The following is an 18,406-nucleotide window of genomic DNA, read 5'->3' on the forward strand; positions in this document are numbered from 1 at the left end:
ACAACCCTCTTTGCCTGATGACCATAGCGAGTCGGTCCCACCCCTTCCCATCCCGAACAGGACCGTGAAACGACTCTACGCCGATGATAGTGCGGATTCCCGTGTGAAAGTAGGTAATCGTCAGGCTCCCTAAGCCAGAAACCCCCGCCCGAAAGGCGGGGGTTTTTGCATTTGGGCGGAGGAAATGCACGGGCGAGTGGAGTGGACGGCCTGGCCATATCCAGGCGCAGAATACGTCGATTCAGCCACCTGCCGTTCTCGAGAACTCGCAGCGTTGCGCTACTGATCAAACCGATCGAGCTGGTCCCGCACTGGTAGCTGGCGTTGGTTGAAATCCACATTCAAACATCCATCCTCCCGCTGCTCACGACGATGGCGGCCAGGTCGAGTAGCGACTCCATCTCGCGTATCTGACTACCGCTCGGGGCTGATTTGAGCGTCGCCGGGCTGCGGCCCGGTGGGGCAACGCCCACTCCTCGATTGCCGATCCTCGGGCGTCGTTCATCGGCGTATCGAGCTCATCCTCGGCCAAAAGTCACTATTGCAATTTCGTGCCTACCGAGCATGTTTCACGGCCTCAGCCGCCACACGAGCCGTCAGCATACCGGGCAACGGGTCACCTCTATCGGACGTTTGGCGCGTTCTCGCTGCGCGCGCTGAGTGACTGATGCCCATCGAGCGTACGAAGTCGAAACGTGCTGTGAATCGCATTGTATGGCCATCCGGGGTGGTTCGTGACTCAATTCGTTGCATCTTCGCTCAAGTCGGCTTGAGCGAAGGAGCGGGTGCGTGTAACCCACCGGATGGACGGGGGCGTTGCTAGCGCGAACCTGCGTCCGCGAGTTCGTCGACCCGATAGCATCAGAAATCCGCGCTATTCCTTTTGACGAGCACGGGCTGCCCGTCTCGCAACGCATAGATTTCTTCGATGAGTGAACAGGCCGTGCCGCCAAAGCAGTCTCGCCCTTCACCCATAACGCGAAGTGCTTGCCGCCGGCGTCGATGCCGGTCGATTCCACCGCGCATGCGGTACTCGGATCCCGGAGTGCGGAGCCATCGCCCGGCGGAAACCGCCGGGTCGTGTTCCTGCCTTGATTTCGGGTTAGCACGACCAACGCCGGGCAGCGAGCAGTCGATGTCGAAGTGGTCGTCGGATGGATGCGGAGCGGAGAACGCGCCGGCGTCGAATCCTGCGCGGGTACTAGCGTTCAGCTGCGCGAGGCGGGCATCGTACGGGCATGCGGGATGTCGTGCGTATGCCGTGGATTCGCTGCGGTAGGCCGTCCAGATGTTGACGTTGGACGGCTTGCATGATGGTGAAAGGCAGTGGGCGGCACATTGCAGAATGTTCGCCGAGATCGCGTCGACAAGCCTGCGGGGCAGGCCCAGGCGGGGCCGCATATCATCGCCGAGTAGTGGCTGCAATGCGTCGATGCAGGCTGGGGCGCCGGACTCACCTTCTGGCGCACTATCGCCAGCGCCGACGAGGTACGTGGACGCATCATTGAGCAGCCACGCATAGGCGATTGCATCTTGGCTAAGCGGGGGGGGGCCAACGAAACCGACGTGTTCCGAACCGAGGCACCCGGCATCGAGCGCGGGTTTCAGTCGGTCATATGAGGAGAGCAATGAAGCTGCCGCGCTGCGTCCTGGGGCGTGGCTGTCGGGAGTGCCTGCTGGCGGATTCTGGTGATGGTGCTCGAGCGACACCAGGCATCTGACGGACCGGCCGCATGCGCGGTCAAAGACATGAAGGTCATCACGAGTGCAAGCAGGCGCGTGAGGATCAGAACCGGAGGCGGGCAGTTGGTCTGCGATGGTATCGCGGCTGTGGCTGAAGTCGGCTAGGGTCGGTGTCGCGCGCACCACTTCCCGTCGATAGCCGTGGCCGCAGGATCCGATGCAGTTGCTGGAAAACGCCGCCCGAAAGCCTCGTCACGTATATCGCCCGCAGGTCCGATCAGGCAGCCGGTGAGATTGGAAGCAATATCCCCCAAAGTATCGGGGGCGGATCGGCGGGTCCACTCGGCACGAAATTTGCGGAAATTTTTCGTTTACCCGCTTGGCAGAGTGCGGAAGAGGTCGTATGATGGCGGTCTTTCGTTTTCAGCGTAGATGCAGATCGACGTTGAGGGCGGAGTCTGACGAAGATGTGGCACTGATCAGCAGCACCCATGCTTGCCTTAGCCGGGCAAGGGCGGGAGATCGGTGGTCAAGCAGGTGTCGGGAAGGAAGTGAAAATAATCTTCCGGATCCGCTTGACAGAAGTGCGATGCACCCCCATAATCGTCAGTTCTCTACGGAGGGGTGCCCGAGTGGCTAAAGGGGGCAGACTGTAAATCTGTTGGCTTACGCCTACGTTGGTTCGAATCCAACCTCCTCCACCAAGATTATCAGCGCAGTGAGCGGTAAGGAATCGTTTGTGGCCCGTGCGGGTGTAGCTCAATGGTAGAGCAGAAGCCTTCCAAGCTTACGACGAGGGTTCGATTCCCTTCACCCGCTCCAGACCGCGAAGTTGAAGCGTAAAGCGCCCATGTGGCTCAGTGGTAGAGCACTCCCTTGGTAAGGGAGAGGTCGGCAGTTCGATCCTGCCCATGGGCACCAGCAGTAAAAAGTCAGTGTCTTGTTTGCGCGCGGCGCAACCTGTGAAATTCCTTCTGGGAGTCGAAAATGGCCAAGGGTAAATTTGAGCGGACCAAGCCGCACGTGAACGTTGGTACGATTGGTCACGTTGACCACGGCAAGACGACGCTGACGGCAGCGATCACGACGGTTCTGACGAAGAAGTTCGGCGGCGAAGCGAAGGCATACGACCAGATCGACGCGGCACCGGAAGAAAAGGCGCGCGGCATCACGATCAACACGGCACACGTCGAGTACGAAACGGCTAACCGCCACTACGCACACGTCGACTGCCCGGGCCACGCTGACTATGTGAAGAACATGATCACGGGCGCAGCGCAGATGGACGGCGCGATCCTGGTTTGCTCGGCAGCAGACGGCCCGATGCCGCAAACGCGTGAGCACATCCTGCTGGCACGTCAGGTTGGCGTTCCGTACATCATCGTGTTCCTGAACAAGTGCGACATGGTGGACGACGCTGAACTGCTCGAGCTGGTCGAGATGGAAGTTCGCGAACTCCTGTCGAAGTACGACTTCCCGGGCGACGACACGCCGATCGTGAAGGGTTCGGCCAAGCTGGCGCTGGAAGGCGACACGGGCGAGCTGGGCGAAGTGGCGATCATGAGCCTGGCCGACGCGCTGGACACGTACATCCCGACGCCGGAGCGTGCAGTTGACGGCGCGTTCCTGATGCCGGTGGAAGACGTGTTCTCGATCTCGGGCCGTGGTACGGTCGTGACGGGTCGCGTTGAGCGCGGCATCGTGAAGGTCGGCGAAGAAATCGAAATCGTCGGTATCAAGCCGACGGTGAAGACGACCTGCACGGGCGTTGAAATGTTCCGCAAGCTGCTGGACCAAGGTCAAGCAGGCGACAACGTTGGTATCCTGCTGCGCGGCACGAAGCGTGAAGACGTGGAGCGTGGCCAGGTTCTGGCGAAGCCGGGTTCGATCACGCCGCACACGCACTTCACGGCTGAGGTGTACGTGCTGAGCAAGGACGAAGGCGGCCGTCACACGCCGTTCTTCAACAACTACCGTCCGCAGTTCTACTTCCGTACGACGGACGTGACGGGCTCGATCGAGCTGCCGAAGGACAAGGAAATGGTGATGCCGGGCGACAACGTGTCGATCACGGTGAAGCTGATCGCACCGATCGCGATGGAAGAAGGTCTGCGCTTCGCAATCCGCGAAGGCGGCCGTACGGTCGGCGCCGGCGTCGTCGCCAAGATCATCGAGTAAGCCAGTTATTCGTTGATCGACAGTTTTGGGGCTGGCAACAGCCAGCCCCAGCATGGTTTAGGGGTATAGCTCAACTGGCAGAGCGTCGGTCTCCAAAACCGAAGGTTGGGGGTTCGATTCCCTCTGCCCCTGCCAAAAAATAGCCACGTGTCCTACGTGGCATTTGTTTTAAGGTGTTATGGCGAATCCATCCGTCGAAACTGTAAATACCTCCGGCGATAAGCTGATGCTGGCCCTGGGCGTATTGTTGGTCTTGGCCGGATTCGTGGGCTTCTTCTGGCTGGCCAATCAGCAATGGTATGTCCGCGGTGCTGCGTTGGCGGTAGGTATCATCGCCGGCGTGGCCGTCGGTCTCATGTCCGCACCTGGCAAGAGTCTCATCGCCTTTGCCAAGGATTCGTACAAGGAAGTCCGGAAGGTCGTTTGGCCCACCCGCAAGGAAGCAACGCAAACCACACTCGTCGTGTTCGGTTTCGTGCTCGTGATGGCGATTTTCCTCTGGTTGAGTGACAAATCGATCGAATGGGTGATTTTCTCGGCGATTCTGGGTTGGAAATGATATGAGCGATACTCCGGCATCCCCGAGCGGAAAGCGTTGGTACGTCGTGCACGCCTACTCCGGTATGGAGAAGAGCGTGCAGCGTGCGCTTCAGGAGCGCATCGAACGTGCTGGCATGCAGGACAAATTCGGTCAGATCCTGGTCCCGACCGAAGAAGTGGTCGAAGTCAAAGGCGGCCACAAGGCAGTGACTGAGCGTCGTTTCTTCCCCGGCTACGTGCTGGTTGAGATGGAAATGACGGACGAAACGTGGCACCTCGTGAAGAACACCGCGAAGGTCACCGGTTTCGTCGGCGGTGCGCGCAACCGCCCGACCCCGATTTCCCCGAAGGAAGTCGAGAAGATCATGTCGCAGATGCAGGAAGGCGTTGAGAAGCCGCGCCCGAAGACCCTGTTCGAAGTCGGCGAGATGGTGCGTGTCAAGGAAGGCCCGTTCACGGACTTCAATGGCACCGTCGAAGAAGTCAACTACGAAAAATCGCGCGTGCGTGTGTCGGTCACCATCTTTGGCCGATCCACCCCGGTCGAACTCGAGTTCGGTCAGGTCGAAAAAGTTTGATCCCGATTCGGTGGGCAGCCTCGGCTGCCCACCTTCGCGCTTACGGTCCGCGTCATGGCCGTTGAGGAGCGTCAGTAGCCCGTGGCGAAAGCGCGTTATTACTCACCGAACGCCTTCTCTGGCGTTCCAATGAGGTTCACAAATGGCAAAGAAGATTATCGGCTTTATCAAGCTGCAGATCCCTGCAGGTAAAGCCAACCCGTCGCCGCCGGTCGGTCCGGCACTGGGCCAGCGCGGCCTGAACATCATGGAGTTCTGCAAGGCGTTCAACGCGCAGACTCAAGGCATGGAGCCGGGTCTGCCGGTGCCGGTGGTCATCACGGCATTCGCTGACAAGAGCTTCACGTTCGTGATGAAGACGCCGCCGGCGACCGTCCTGATCAAGAAGGCGGCGAAGGTGGACAAGGGCTCGAGCAAGCCGCACACCGACAAGGTCGGTTCGATCACGCGCGCTCAAGCCGAAGAAATCGCGAAGACCAAGATGCCGGACCTTACGGCAGCTGATCTGGACGCAGCCGTTCGCACCATCGCTGGTAGCGCACGCTCGATGGGCATCACTGTGGAGGGCGTGTAAATGGCTAAGATCTCCAAGCGCCGTCAGGCATTTGCCGCCAAGGTTGATCGTCAGAAGCTGTACGCGATCGAAGACGCACTGAGCCTCGTGAAGGAATGCGCGAGCGCGAAGTTCGACGAGTCGATCGACGTCGCAGTCCAGCTCGGCATCGATGCGAAGAAGTCGGATCAAGTGGTTCGTGGCTCGGTCGTTCTGCCGGCAGGTACGGGCAAGTCGGTTCGCGTTGCTGTGTTCGCGCAAGGCGAGAAGGCTGAACAAGCACGTGCAGCAGGCGCGGAAATCGTCGGTATGGAAGACCTGGCAGAGCAGATCAAGGCTGGCCAGATGGACTTCGACATCGTGATCGCTTCGCCGGACACGATGCGTATCGTCGGTACGCTCGGCCAGATTCTGGGCCCGCGCGGCCTGATGCCGAACCCGAAGGTGGGTACGGTCACGCCGGACGTCGCAACCGCCGTCAAGAACGCGAAGGCTGGTCAGGTGCAATTCCGTGTCGACAAGGCCGGTATCATCCACGCGACCATCGGCCGTGCATCGTTCGAGCCGACCGCACTGCGTTCGAACCTGTCGGCACTGATCGAAGCGCTGCAGAAGGCAAAGCCGGCAACGAGCAAGGGCGTCTACCTGCGCAAGATCGCACTGTCGAGCACGATGGGCGTCGGCGTGCGTGTCGACCAGGCTACGCTGGCAGCACAGTAAGCAAGTATTCGGGCCGCTTCGTTCGCGAAGCGGCCTACATGGGCTTTGGGCGGTTGTTCGTGCGGTAGGACGGGCAACCGGTTATCAAAGACCGTTGGTGGGGCGCAGCAGTCAGGTGATCCCTTAATTCAAGCCAACGCAGATGGCGAACCCGAAAAAGTTTTGCAGTGGTGAAGCCGCAGGCCGCGAAGCGATTCCCGGCATGAGGTGGAAATACTCCTAACGAGGTCGGACGCCGTTGTTGAACGAGGTACGTGAGGTTTCGGTCATGCCGGCCGCGCCGAACGTATCGTTTCTGGAGGCTAACCGTGCCGCTTAATAGAGAAGACAAGCAAGCCGTCGTCGCTGAGGTTTCCGCGCAAGTCGCGAAGGCCCAGACCGTTGTGCTGGCTGAGTATCGTGGAATTGCGGTTGGCGATCTGACCAAGCTGCGCGCGAAAGCGCGTGAGCAACAGGTTTACCTGCGCGTGTTGAAGAACACGCTGGCGCGTCGCGCTGTTGAAGGTACGCCGTTTGCTCCGCTGGCAGAGCAGATGACTGGCCCGTTGATCTACGGCATCTCGGAAGATGCAATTGCTGCTGCTAAGGTCGTCAACGACTTCAGCAAGAGCAATGACAAGTTGGTCATCAAGGCTGGTTCGTTCGATGGCAAGGTGATGGACAAGGCTGGCGTGCAAGCGCTGGCAAGCATCCCGAGCCGCGAAGAACTGCTCTCGAAGCTGCTGTTCGTTATGCAATCGCCTGTTTCGGGCTTCGCGCGCGCTCTGGCCGCGCTGGCCGAGAAGAAGCAAGCGGAAGCTGCGTAATCGAGCGTGCATCAGCGTCATTGATCGCTGGCTGTATCCGAATTCAATTTAGGAGTATTTCAAATGGCAATCGCAAAAGAAGACATCCTGGCAGCAGTCGAAGGGATGACCGTTCTGGAACTGAACGAACTGGTCAAGGCATTCGAAGAGAAGTTTGGCGTGTCGGCAGCTGCAGTGGCAGTCGCTGGCCCGGCAGGCGGCGGCGCAGCTGCTGCAGCAGAAGAGAAGACCGAATTCACGGTCGTTCTGGCTGAAGCAGGCAGCAACAAGGTTGCAGTCATCAAGGCAGTTCGCGAACTGACGGGCCTGGGCCTGAAGGAAGCGAAGGACGTCGTTGACGGCGCACCGAAGGCTGTCAAGGAAGGCGTCGACAAGGCTGCTGCTGAAGAAGCCAAGAAGAAGCTGGAAGAAGCAGGCGCGAAGGTCGAAGTCAAGTAAGTTTCGGCGCGCTGTGCGAAGGCTGGCGGTATTTTCACCGCCGGCCTTTTTGTGCTTTGTGGGGACGTTATTCTGGCACTCATTCGGGAGCCCGAATAATCGGCCCCAGAAGCCAAAGAAAACCGCCTGATCGTTGTCATTGGTCACGAATGGCGGTTCTCTTTGTCTTCTGAAGCGACTGCAGAAGGCAAGTTTGGTCGGGTAGCGGGCAACACAGGCATCCGCTGCCGTCAGCCAGCGGTTGGTAGCGGCCAACCACCAAGCTTCTCGGCTCGTTCAAGCCGTCGGACGGCCATCGGGTCTCAGTCGGTGAACACTCGGGTTTGAAACGTCCAGGTATTCCGCCTCGATAGCACCCGCCGTGATTCGGAGATCGTATGCAATATTCCTTCACCGAGAAGAAGCGCATTCGCAAGAGTTTCGCGAAGCGCCCCATCGTTCACCAAGTTCCTTTCTTGCTGGCTACCCAGCTTGAATCATTCAGCACGTTTCTGCAAGCCGATGTGCCGGCCACGCAACGCAAGCCTGAAGGTTTGCAGGCCGCGTTCACATCGGTATTTCCCATTGTTTCGCACAACGGTTTCGCACGTCTCGAGTTCGTGAGCTATGCGTTGTCCGCGCCGGCATTCAACATCAAGGAATGCCAGCAGCGCGGCCTGACGTACTGCTCCGCGCTGCGCGCGAAGGTCCGCCTTGTCATCCTCGACAAGGAATCGCCGAACAAGCCGGTCGTCAAGGAAGTGAAAGAGCAGGAAGTGTACATGGGCGAAATTCCGCTCATGACGCCGACGGGCTCGTTCGTCATCAACGGCACCGAGCGTGTCATCGTCTCGCAGCTGCACCGTTCGCCGGGCGTGTTCTTCGAACACGACAAGGGCAAGACGCACAGCTCGGGCAAGCTGCTGTTCTCGGCACGGATCATTCCGTACCGCGGCTCGTGGCTCGACTTCGAATTCGATCCGAAGGACATCCTGTACTTCCGCGTCGACCGTCGCCGCAAGATGCCGGTCACGATCCTGCTGAAGGCCATCGGCCTCACGCCGGAACAGATCCTCGCGAACTTCTTCGTGTTCGACAACTTCACGCTGATGGACGAAGGCGCGCAACTCGAGTTCGTGCCCGAGCGCCTGCGTGGTGAAGTCGCGCGCTTCGACATCACGGATCGTGATGGCAAGGTCATCGTCCAGAAGGACAAGCGGATCAACGCGAAGCACATTCGCGACCTCGAAGCCGCGAAGACCAAGTTCATCTCGGTGCCGGAAGACTATCTGCTCGGCCGCGTGCTGGCGAAGAACGTCGTCGACGGCGACACCGGCGAAGTGATCGCGAGCGCGAACGACGAAGTCACGGAAAGCGTGCTCGAGAAGCTGCGCGAAGCGGGCATCAAGGACATCCAGACGCTCTACACGAACGACCTGGACCAGGGCCCGTACATCTCGTCGACGCTGCGTGTCGACGAAACGACCGACAAGACGGCCGCGCGCATCGCGATCTACCGCATGATGCGTCCGGGCGAGCCGCCGACCGAAGAAGCGGTCGAGGCACTGTTCAACCGTCTGTTCTACAGCGAAGAAGCGTACGACCTGTCGAAGGTCGGCCGTATGAAGTTCAACCGCCGCGTCAGCCGTGACGAGATCACCGGCCCGATGACGCTGCAGGACGACGACATCCTCGCGACGATCAAGATCCTCGTCGAGCTGCGCAACGGCAAGGGCGAAGTGGACGACATCGACCACCTCGGCAACCGTCGTGTGCGTTGCGTCGGCGAACTGGCGGAAAACCAGTTCCGCGCAGGTCTCGTACGTGTCGAGCGCGCGGTCAAGGAACGCCTCGGCCAGGCCGAAAGCGAAAACCTGATGCCGCACGACCTGATCAACTCGAAGCCGATTTCGTCGGCGATCCGCGAGTTCTTCGGTTCGTCGCAGCTGTCGCAGTTCATGGACCAGACCAACCCGCTGTCGGAAATCACGCACAAGCGTCGTGTTTCCGCACTGGGCCCGGGCGGTCTGACGCGCGAACGCGCAGGCTTTGAAGTCCGCGACGTGCACCCGACCCACTATGGCCGCGTGTGCCCGATCGAAACGCCGGAAGGTCCGAACATCGGCCTGATCAACTCGCTCGCACTGTATGCGCACCTGAACGAGTATGGCTTCCTCGAGACGCCGTACCGCAAGGTCGTGGACAGCAAGGTGACCGACCAGATCGACTACCTGTCGGCGATCGAAGAAGGCCGCTACATGATCGCGCAGGCAAACGCCGCGATCGACGAGAACGGCCAGCTGATCGACGAACTCGTGTCGTCGCGTGAAGCCGGCGAAACGATGATGGTCACGCCGGACCGTATCCAGTACATGGACGTCGCGCCGTCGCAGATCGTGTCGGTCGCAGCCTCGCTGATTCCGTTCCTCGAGCACGATGACGCGAACCGTGCGCTGATGGGTTCGAACATGCAGCGTCAGGCCGTGCCGTGTCTGCGTCCGGAAAAGCCGGTCGTCGGTACGGGCATCGAGCGCACCTGTGCGGTCGACTCGGGTACGACGGTTCAGGCGTTCCGCGGCGGCGTCGTCGACTATGTCGACGCAGGCCGTATCGTGATTCGCGTGAACGACGACGAAGCAGTCGCAGGTGAAGTCGGTGTCGACATCTACAACCTGATCAAGTACACGCGTTCGAACCAGAACACGAACATCAACCAGCGTCCGATCGTGAAGATGGGCGACAAGGTCTCGCGCGGCGACGTGCTGGCCGACGGCGCCTCGACGGACCTGGGTGAGCTCGCGCTCGGCCAGAACATGCTGATCGCGTTCATGCCGTGGAACGGCTACAACTTCGAGGATTCGATCCTGATCTCGGAGAAGGTCGTGGCCGACGATCGCTACACGTCGATCCACATCGAAGAGCTGAACGTCGTTGCACGCGACACGAAGCTCGGGCCGGAAGAAATCACGCGCGACATCTCGAACCTGGCGGAAGTCCAGCTCGGCCGTCTCGACGAATCGGGCATCGTGTACATCGGTGCTGAAGTCGAAGCAGGCGACGTGCTGGTCGGCAAGGTCACGCCGAAGGGCGAGACCCAGCTGACGCCGGAAGAGAAGCTGCTGCGCGCGATCTTCGGCGAGAAGGCCTCGGACGTGAAGGACACGTCGCTGCGCGTGCCGTCGGGCATGAGCGGCACCGTGATCGACGTCCAGGTGTTCACGCGTGAAGGCATCCAGCGCGACAAGCGTGCGCAACAGATCATCGACGACGAACTGAAGCGTTACCGTCTCGACCTGAACGACCAGCTGCGCATCGTGGAAGGCGACGCGTTCCAGCGTCTCGCACGCATGCTGGTGGGCAAGGTCGCGAACGGCGGTCCGAAGAAGCTCGCGAAGGGCACGAAGATCGACCAGGCTTACCTGGAAGACCTCGACCACTACCACTGGTTCGACATCCGCCTCGCGGACGACGAAGCAGCGGCGCAGCTCGAAGCGATCAAGAACTCGATCGAAGAAAAGCGTCACCAGTTCGACCTCGCGTTCGAAGAGAAGCGCAAGAAGCTCACGCAAGGCGACGAACTGCCGCCGGGCGTGCTGAAGATGGTCAAGGTGTACCTCGCGGTCAAGCGTCGCCTGCAGCCTGGCGACAAGATGGCAGGCCGTCACGGTAACAAGGGTGTCGTGTCGAAGATCGTCCCGATCGAAGACATGCCGTACATGGCCGATGGCCGTCCGGCAGACGTCGTGCTGAACCCGCTGGGCGTTCCGTCGCGGATGAACGTGGGTCAGGTTCTGGAAGTGCACCTCGGTTGGGCCGCGAAGGGCCTCGGCTGGCGTATCGGCGAAATGCTGCAGCGTCAGGCGAAGATCGAGGAACTGCGCGTGTTCCTGACGAAGATCTACAACGACTCGGGCCGCCAGGAAGACCTGGAAAGCTTCACCGACGAAGAGATCCTCGAACTCGCGAAGAACCTGCGCGAAGGCGTGCCGTTCGCAACGCCGGTGTTCGACGGTGCGACCGAGGAAGAAATGGGCAAGATGCTCGACCTCGCGTTCCCGGACGACATCGCTGAACAGCTCGGCATGAACCCGTCGAAGAACCAGGTCCGTCTGTACGACGGCCGCACGGGTGAAATGTTCGAACGTCGCGTGACGCTCGGCTACATGCACTACCTGAAGCTGCACCACTTGGTCGACGACAAGATGCACGCGCGTTCGACCGGCCCGTACTCGCTCGTCACGCAGCAGCCGCTGGGTGGTAAGGCGCAGTTCGGTGGCCAGCGTTTCGGTGAAATGGAAGTGTGGGCACTCGAAGCGTACGGCGCGTCCTACGTGCTGCAGGAAATGCTGACGGTGAAGTCGGACGACGTGACCGGCCGGACGAAGGTGTACGAAAACCTCGTCAAGGGCGATCACGTGATCGATGCAGGCATGCCGGAATCCTTCAACGTGCTCGTGAAGGAAATCCGCTCGCTCGGTATCGATATCGATCTCGACCGCAATTAATCGGACTACGGAGAGAAAGCAATGAAAGCTCTGCTCGATCTATTCAAGCAAGTCCAACAGGAAGAAGTTTTCGACGCGATCAAGATCGGTCTGGCCTCGCCGGACAAGATCCGTTCGTGGTCGTTCGGCGAAGTGAAGAAGCCGGAGACCATCAACTACCGTACGTTCAAGCCGGAACGCGATGGTCTCTTCTGCGCGAAGATCTTCGGGCCGATCAAGGACTACGAGTGCCTGTGCGGCAAGTACAAGCGTCTGAAGCACCGCGGCGTGATCTGCGAGAAGTGCGGCGTCGAAGTGACGCTGGCGAAGGTGCGTCGCGAACGGATGGGCCACATCGAGCTGGCCTCGCCGGTCGCTCACATCTGGTTCCTGAAGTCGCTGCCGTCGCGTCTGGGCATGGTGCTCGACATGACGCTGCGCGACATCGAACGCGTGCTGTACTTCGAAGCCTATGTGGTGATCGAACCGGGCATGACGCCGCTGAAGGCGCGGCAGATCATGACCGAAGAGGATTACTACAACAAGGTCGAGGAATACGGCGACGAATTCCGTGCCGAAATGGGCGCGGAAGGCGTGCGTGAACTGCTGCGCGCGATCAACATCGACGAGCAGGTCGAGACGCTGCGCACCGAGCTGAAGAACACCGGTTCGGAAGCGAAGATCAAGAAGTATGCGAAGCGCCTGAAGGTCCTCGAGGCATTCCAGCGCTCGGGCATCAAGCCCGAGTGGATGATCCTCGAAGTGCTGCCGGTGCTGCCGCCGGAACTGCGTCCGCTCGTGCCGCTGGACGGCGGCCGTTTCGCGACGTCGGACCTGAACGACCTGTATCGCCGCGTGATCAACCGTAACAACCGGTTGAAGCGCCTGCTCGAGCTGAAGGCACCTGAAATCATCGTCCGCAACGAAAAGCGGATGCTGCAGGAAGCCGTCGACTCGCTGCTCGACAACGGTCGTCGCGGCAAGGCGATGACGGGCGCGAACAAGCGTCCGCTGAAGTCGCTCGCCGACATGATCAAGGGTAAGGGCGGTCGTTTCCGTCAGAACCTGCTGGGCAAGCGCGTCGACTACTCGGGCCGTTCGGTCATCGTGGTCGGTCCGACGCTGAAGCTGCACCAGTGCGGCCTGCCGAAGCTGATGGCGCTCGAGCTGTTCAAGCCGTTCATCTTCAACAAGCTGGAAGTGATGGGCGTCGCGACGACCATCAAGGCTGCGAAGAAGGAAGTCGAGAACCAGACGCCGGTGGTGTGGGACATCCTCGAAGAGGTGATCCGCGAGCACCCGGTGATGCTGAACCGTGCGCCGACGCTGCACCGTCTCGGTATCCAGGCGTTCGAGCCGGTGCTGATCGAAGGCAAGGCAATTCAGCTGCACCCGCTCGTCTGCGCGGCGTTCAACGCCGACTTCGACGGTGACCAGATGGCCGTTCACGTGCCGCTGTCGCTCGAAGCGCAGATGGAAGCGCGTACGCTGATGCTGGCGTCGAACAACGTGCTGTTCCCGGCCAACGGCGATCCGTCGATCGTGCCGTCGCAGGATATCGTGCTGGGTCTGTACTACGCGACCCGCGAAGCGGTTAACGCCAAGGGCGAAGGCCTGTCGTTCACGGGCGTGTCGGAAGTGATCCGCGCGTACGAGAACAAGGAAGTCGAGCTGGCATCGCGCGTCAACGTGCGGATCACCGAAATGGTCCACAACGAAGACACGTCGGAAGGCGCACCGCCGTTCGTGCCGAAGATCTCGCTGTACGCGACGACCGTCGGCCGCGCGATCCTGTCGGAGATCCTGCCGCACGGCCTGCCGTTCTCGGTGCTGAACAAGCCGCTGAAGAAGAAGGAAATCTCGCGCCTGATCAACACGGCGTTCCGCAAGTGCGGTCTGCGCGCGACGGTGGTGTTTGCCGATCAGCTGATGCAGTCGGGTTTCCGTCTCGCGACGCGTGCCGGTATTTCGATCTGCGTGGACGACATGCTCGTGCCGCCGCAGAAGGAAACGATCGTCGGCGACGCCGCGAAGAAGGTGAAGGAGTACGACCGCCAGTACATGTCGGGTCTCGTCACCGCGCAGGAACGCTACAACAACGTGGTCGACATCTGGTCGGCAACGTCGGAAGCGGTCGGCAAGGCGATGATGGAGCAGCTGTCGACGGAGCCGGTGACGGACCGCGACGGCAAGGAAACGCGCCAGGAATCGTTCAACTCGATCTACATGATGGCCGACTCGGGCGCCCGGGGTTCGGCGGTTCAGATTCGTCAGCTGGCCGGTATGCGAGGCCTGATGGCGAAGCCGGACGGCTCGATTATCGAGACGCCGATTACCGCGAACTTCCGCGAAGGTCTGAACGTGTTGCAGTACTTCATCTCGACCCACGGTGCACGTAAGGGTCTGGCTGATACGGCACTGAAGACCGCGAACTCGGGTTACCTGACGCGTCGTCTCGTCGACGTCACGCAGGATCTGGTCGTGGTGGAAGACGATTGCGGCACGTCGAACGGCGTGGCGATGAAGGCACTCGTCGAAGGCGGTGAAGTCGTCGAAGCGCTGCGTGACCGTATCCTCGGCCGCGTTGCGGTGGCGGACGTCGTGAACCCGGAAACGCAGGAAACGGTGTACGAATCGGGCACGCTGCTCGACGAAACGGCGGTCGAGGAAATCGAACGCCTCGGCATCGACGAAGTGCGCGTGCGCACGCCGCTGACCTGCGAAACGCGTTACGGCCTGTGCGCAGCCTGCTATGGCCGTGACCTCGGCCGCGGCTCGCTCGTGAACGTCGGCGAAGCAGTCGGCGTGATCGCGGCACAGTCGATCGGTGAACCGGGCACGCAGCTGACGATGCGTACGTTCCACATCGGTGGTGCGGCATCGCGTGCGGCAGTGGCTTCGTCGGTCGAAGCGAAGAGCAACGGTATCGTGCGCTTCACGGCGACGATGCGCTACGTCACGAACGCAAAGGGCGAGCAGATCGTCATTTCCCGTTCGGGCGAAGCGATGATCACCGACGATTTCGGTCGCGAGCGCGAGCGTCACAAAGTGCCGTACGGCGCGACGCTGCTGCAGCTCGACGGTGCGACGATCAAGGCAGGCACGCAGCTCGCCACGTGGGATCCGCTGACGCGTCCGATCATCACCGAGTACGGTGGTACGGTGAAGTTCGAGAACGTCGAGGAAGGCGTGACCGTCGCGAAGCAGATCGACGACGTGACCGGCCTGTCGACGCTGGTCGTGATCGACGTGAAGCGTCGTGGCTCGCAAGCTTCGAAGAGCGTGCGTCCGCAGGTCAAGCTGCTCGACGCGAACGGCGACGAAGTGAAGATTCCGGGCACGGAGCACGCGGTGCAGATCGGCTTCCAGGTCGGCGCACTGATCACCGTGAAGGATGGTCAGCAGGTGCAGGTCGGTGAAGTGCTCGCACGTATCCCGACGGAAGCGCAGAAGACGCGTGACATTACCGGCGGTCTGCCGCGGGTGGCTGAACTGTTCGAAGCGCGTTCGCCGAAGGATGCCGGCATTCTCGCGGAAGTCACCGGTACGACGTCGTTCGGTAAGGACACGAAGGGCAAGCAGCGTCTCGTCATCACGGACCTCGAGGGCAATCAGCACGAGTTCCTGATCGCGAAGGAAAAGCAGGTTCTGGTTCACGATGCCCAGGTCGTCAACAAGGGCGAAATGATCGTGGACGGTCCGGCGGATCCGCACGACATCCTGCGTCTGCAGGGTATCGAGGCGCTGTCGCGCTACATCGTCGACGAAGTGCAGGACGTGTACCGTCTGCAGGGCGTGAAGATCAACGACAAGCACATCGAGGTGATCGTTCGCCAGATGCTGCGTCGTGTGCAGATCACCGACAACGGTGATACGCGCTTCATCCCGGGCGAACAGGTCGAGCGTTCCGACATGCTGGACGAGAACGATCGCATGATCGCCGAGGACAAGCGTCCGGCTTCGTACGACAACGTGCTGCTCGGTATCACGAAGGCGTCGCTGTCGACCGACTCGTTTATCTCCGCGGCATCGTTCCAGGAAACGACCCGCGTGCTGACCGAAGCGGCGATCATGGGCAAGCGCGACGATCTGCGTGGCCTGAAGGAAAACGTGATCGTCGGCCGTCTGATTCCGGCTGGTACGGGTCTCGCGTTCCACAAGGCACGCAAGGCGAAGGAATCGTCGGATCGCGAGCGTTTCGACCAGATCGCAGCGGAAGAGGCATTCGACTTCGGCACGCCGAGCGCGCCGGCAGAAGAGCCGCAGCAACATCCGGCAGCCGAGTAAGTGCGGGCGGCGCGAGCCGCCTTGCCTTACCTTGCTGTCACCGAGACCGCCCGGTTATGCCGGGCGGTTTTTTTTCGTCTGTCGTTCATGCGCATGACGGGCCTGCCGCGCGGCTGCCGCAGGCCCGTCATGCGCGCGAACGAACCCTGGCCGATCGGCCAAACCGCACGATTCGCCACGCGTCGCGCGAGCGGGTTGTTAAAATTGCGGTCATCGTTTAGCCGTCCCTGTCCTCATTCATGTCCCGCGCCCTCGAAATCCTCGATGAAGTATTTGGTTACCCCGCATTTCGCGGCCAGCAGGGCGAGATCGTCGAGCACGTCGCCGGCGGCGGCGATTGCCTCGTGCTGATGCCAACCGGCGGCGGCAAGTCGCTGTGCTATCAGATTCCCGCATTGCTGCGCCGCGAGGCCGGGCAGGGCGCCGGCATCGTCGTGTCGCCGTTGATCGCGCTGATGCAGGACCAGGTCGCCGCGCTGAGCGAAGTGGGTGTGCGTGCCGCGTACCTGAATTCGACGCTATCCGGCGCCGAGGCTGCGGCGACTGAGCGCGCGCTGCGCGAGGGCGAAATCGACCTGCTGTACGTCGCGCCGGAACGGCTGATGACGGGGCGCTTCCTCGACCTGCTCGAGCGCGCGAAAATCGGCCTGTTCGCGATCGACGAAGCGCACTGCGTGTCGCAATGGGGGCACGATTTCCGCCCGGAATATATCCAGCTGTCGGTGCTGCACGAGCGGTTTCCGTCGGTGCCGCGCATCGCGCTGACCGCCACGGCCGATGCGATCACGCGCGACGAGATCATCCACCGTCTCGCGCTCGACGATGCGCGCGTGTTCGTGTCGAGCTTCGACCGCCCGAACATCCGCTACCGGATCGTCGAAAAGGACAACGCGCGTTCGCAACTGCTCGATTTCATTCGCGCCGAGCACACGAATCCCGACGGCACGACCGATGCAGGCGTCGTCTATTGCCTGTCGCGCCGCAAGGTCGAGGAAACGGCCGAATGGCTGAAGGCGCAGGGCGTGCGAGCGCTGCCGTATCACGCGGGGATGGAGTTCGAGGTGCGGCAGAAGCATCAGGAAATGTTCCAGCGCGAGGAAGGTATCGTGATGTGCGCGACGATCGCGTTCGGCATGGGCATCGACAAGCCGGACGTGCGCTTCGTCGCGCACTTGGATCTGCCGAAGAGCGTCGAAGGCTACTACCAGGAAACGGGCCGAGCCGGCCGCGACGGGATGCCCGCGAATGCGTGGATGGCGTACGGCCTCGGCGACGTCGTCCAGCAGCGCAAGATGATCGACGAGTCCGATGCGGACGACGCGCACAAGCGCGTCCAGACGTCGAAGCTCGACGCGCTGCTCGGGCTGTGCGAGACGATTTCGTGCCGCCGCGTGCGGCTGCTGAACTACTTCGGCGAGGAGAGCAAGCCGTGCGGCAACTGCGATACGTGCCTCGAGCCGCCGGCGTCGTGGGACGCCACGCGTGAGGCGCAGATGGCGCTGTCGTGCGTATTCCGAGCGCAGCGTGCAAGCGGCTTCAATTTCGGCTCGAGCCACCTGATCGAGATCCTGCGCGGCGGGCGCACCGAAAAGGTGTTGCAGCGCGGCCACGACCAGCTCACGACGTTCGGGATCGGCGCATCGCTGTCGGAGCCCGAATGGCGGGCGATTTTCCGGCAGCTCGTCGCGTACGGCTACCTCGCCGTCGATCATGGCGGCTTCGGCGCGCTCGTGCTGACCGAGGCCGCGAAGCCCGTGCTGAAGAACGAGGAGAAGGTCACGCTGCGCCGCTACGTGAAGCCGCAGCGCACGCGCCAGTCGTCGAGCCGCAGCGGTACGCGCGTCGATCCGACGGCCGGCATGGGCACGCGTGAGCGCGCACGGTGGGATGCGCTGCGTGCGTGGCGTGCGGAAACGGCGAAAACGGACGGCGTGCCGGCCTACGTGATCTTCCACGACGCAACGCTCGCCGAGATCGCGCGCAACGCGCCGGAGACGATCGACGACCTGCGCCATATCCCCGGCATGGGCGTGCGCAAGCTCGAACGCTTTGGCGACGAGATCATCGACGTCGTCGAGTCGGCCTGACACAGGTGTTCCGACCCTTCCGGTAAACCACGCGTTCGGCGGGTGAATCACGCAAGCCGTTGACTTAGTTGGT

The 18,406-nt window shown here is 61.4% G+C and carries 11 protein-coding genes, 4 tRNA genes and 1 rRNA gene; 15 read left to right on the plus strand and 1 reads right to left on the minus strand.

Annotation, left to right across the window (positions count from 1 at the left end):
* Positions 1-13: 13 nt before the first annotated feature.
* Positions 14-126 (plus strand): 5S ribosomal RNA (gene rrf / locus CFB39_RS01475).
* A 735-nt stretch (positions 127-861) separates the two neighbouring features.
* On the opposite strand, the gene CFB39_RS39165 is transcribed toward rrf, so the two are convergent.
* The gene (locus CFB39_RS39165; RefSeq protein WP_144030222.1) at positions 862-1,425 is read right to left on the minus strand and encodes a hypothetical protein; all 564 of its coding nucleotides are present in this window, start codon (positions 1,423-1,425) and stop codon (positions 862-864) included.
* Positions 1,426-2,301: 876 nt separating this feature from the next.
* On the opposite strand from CFB39_RS39165, the gene CFB39_RS01480 reads away from it, so the two are divergent.
* The 14 genes from CFB39_RS01480 to recQ all read left to right on the plus strand — a co-directional run bounded on the left by CFB39_RS01480 (position 2,302) and on the right by recQ (position 18,333).
* Positions 2,302-2,387, plus strand: a tRNA-Tyr gene (locus CFB39_RS01480).
* A gap of 44 nt (positions 2,388-2,431) precedes the next feature.
* Positions 2,432-2,505: transfer RNA gene (locus CFB39_RS01485), tRNA-Gly, on the plus strand.
* A gap of 24 nt (positions 2,506-2,529) precedes the next feature.
* A tRNA-Thr gene (locus CFB39_RS01490) sits at positions 2,530-2,604 on the plus strand.
* Positions 2,605-2,670: 66 nt separating this feature from the next.
* Positions 2,671-3,861 carry an elongation factor Tu gene (tuf, locus tag CFB39_RS01495; RefSeq protein WP_011350666.1) on the plus strand — a complete coding sequence of 397 codons (1,191 nt, stop codon included), beginning with the start codon at positions 2,671-2,673 and terminating at the stop codon, positions 3,859-3,861.
* Between the two features lie 59 nt (positions 3,862-3,920).
* Positions 3,921-3,996: transfer RNA gene (locus CFB39_RS01500), tRNA-Trp, on the plus strand.
* 43 nt (positions 3,997-4,039) lie between these two features.
* Complete coding sequence (gene secE, locus CFB39_RS01505) at positions 4,040-4,420, plus strand: preprotein translocase subunit SecE (RefSeq protein WP_006482892.1); 381 nt, start codon at positions 4,040-4,042, stop codon at positions 4,418-4,420.
* A gap of 1 nt (position 4,421) precedes the next feature.
* Positions 4,422-4,979, plus strand: a complete 558-nt coding sequence (gene nusG, locus CFB39_RS01510; RefSeq protein WP_006400672.1) for a transcription termination/antitermination protein NusG — start codon at positions 4,422-4,424, stop codon at positions 4,977-4,979.
* 142 nt (positions 4,980-5,121) lie between these two features.
* Positions 5,122-5,553 (plus strand): 50S ribosomal protein L11, encoded by a 432-nt coding sequence (gene rplK, locus CFB39_RS01515; RefSeq protein ID WP_006477201.1) that lies wholly within the window; start codon positions 5,122-5,124, stop codon positions 5,551-5,553.
* A complete protein-coding gene (gene rplA / locus CFB39_RS01520) occupies positions 5,554-6,252 on the plus strand; it encodes a 50S ribosomal protein L1 (RefSeq protein ID WP_006482906.1) in 699 nt (232 codons plus the stop codon).
* A gap of 308 nt (positions 6,253-6,560) precedes the next feature.
* Positions 6,561-7,058 (plus strand): 50S ribosomal protein L10, encoded by a 498-nt coding sequence (gene rplJ / locus CFB39_RS01525; protein WP_021161756.1) that lies wholly within the window; start codon positions 6,561-6,563, stop codon positions 7,056-7,058.
* Between the two features lie 63 nt (positions 7,059-7,121).
* Entirely contained in the window at positions 7,122-7,496 is a 375-nt protein-coding gene (gene rplL / locus CFB39_RS01530) for a 50S ribosomal protein L7/L12 (RefSeq protein WP_021161757.1), read from the plus strand.
* Positions 7,497-7,873: 377 nt separating this feature from the next.
* The gene (gene rpoB, locus CFB39_RS01535; protein ID WP_039339224.1) at positions 7,874-11,980 is read left to right on the plus strand and encodes a DNA-directed RNA polymerase subunit beta; all 4,107 of its coding nucleotides are present in this window, start codon (positions 7,874-7,876) and stop codon (positions 11,978-11,980) included.
* Between the two features lie 21 nt (positions 11,981-12,001).
* The gene (gene rpoC / locus CFB39_RS01540) at positions 12,002-16,246 is read left to right on the plus strand and encodes a DNA-directed RNA polymerase subunit beta' (protein ID WP_046544763.1); all 4,245 of its coding nucleotides are present in this window, start codon (positions 12,002-12,004) and stop codon (positions 16,244-16,246) included.
* A 239-nt stretch (positions 16,247-16,485) separates the two neighbouring features.
* Complete coding sequence (recQ, locus tag CFB39_RS01545; RefSeq protein WP_089472002.1) at positions 16,486-18,333, plus strand: DNA helicase RecQ; 1,848 nt, start codon at positions 16,486-16,488, stop codon at positions 18,331-18,333.
* The last annotated feature ends 73 nt before the right edge of the window (positions 18,334-18,406 follow it).

This window comes from Burkholderia sp. AU6039, from assembly GCF_002223365.1.
GTDB lineage: Bacteria > Pseudomonadota > Gammaproteobacteria > Burkholderiales > Burkholderiaceae > Burkholderia.

Excerpts from the sequence above, each read along its gene's own strand:
- secE (WP_006482892.1), top strand. The coding sequence starts at position 4,040 with ATGGCGAATCCATCCGTCGAAACTGTAAATACCTCCGGCGATAAGCTG.
- rplA (WP_006482906.1), top strand. The coding sequence starts at position 5,554 with ATGGCTAAGATCTCCAAGCGCCGTCAGGCATTTGCCGCCAAGGTTGAT.
- rpoC (WP_046544763.1), top strand. The coding sequence starts at position 12,002 with ATGAAAGCTCTGCTCGATCTATTCAAGCAAGTCCAACAGGAAGAAGTT.
- recQ (WP_089472002.1), top strand. The coding sequence starts at position 16,486 with ATGTCCCGCGCCCTCGAAATCCTCGATGAAGTATTTGGTTACCCCGCA.
- rpoB (WP_039339224.1), top strand. The coding sequence starts at position 7,874 with ATGCAATATTCCTTCACCGAGAAGAAGCGCATTCGCAAGAGTTTCGCG.
- rplL (WP_021161757.1), top strand. The coding sequence starts at position 7,122 with ATGGCAATCGCAAAAGAAGACATCCTGGCAGCAGTCGAAGGGATGACC.
- rplK (WP_006477201.1), top strand. The coding sequence starts at position 5,122 with ATGGCAAAGAAGATTATCGGCTTTATCAAGCTGCAGATCCCTGCAGGT.
- tuf (WP_011350666.1), top strand. The coding sequence starts at position 2,671 with ATGGCCAAGGGTAAATTTGAGCGGACCAAGCCGCACGTGAACGTTGGT.
- nusG (WP_006400672.1), top strand. The coding sequence starts at position 4,422 with ATGAGCGATACTCCGGCATCCCCGAGCGGAAAGCGTTGGTACGTCGTG.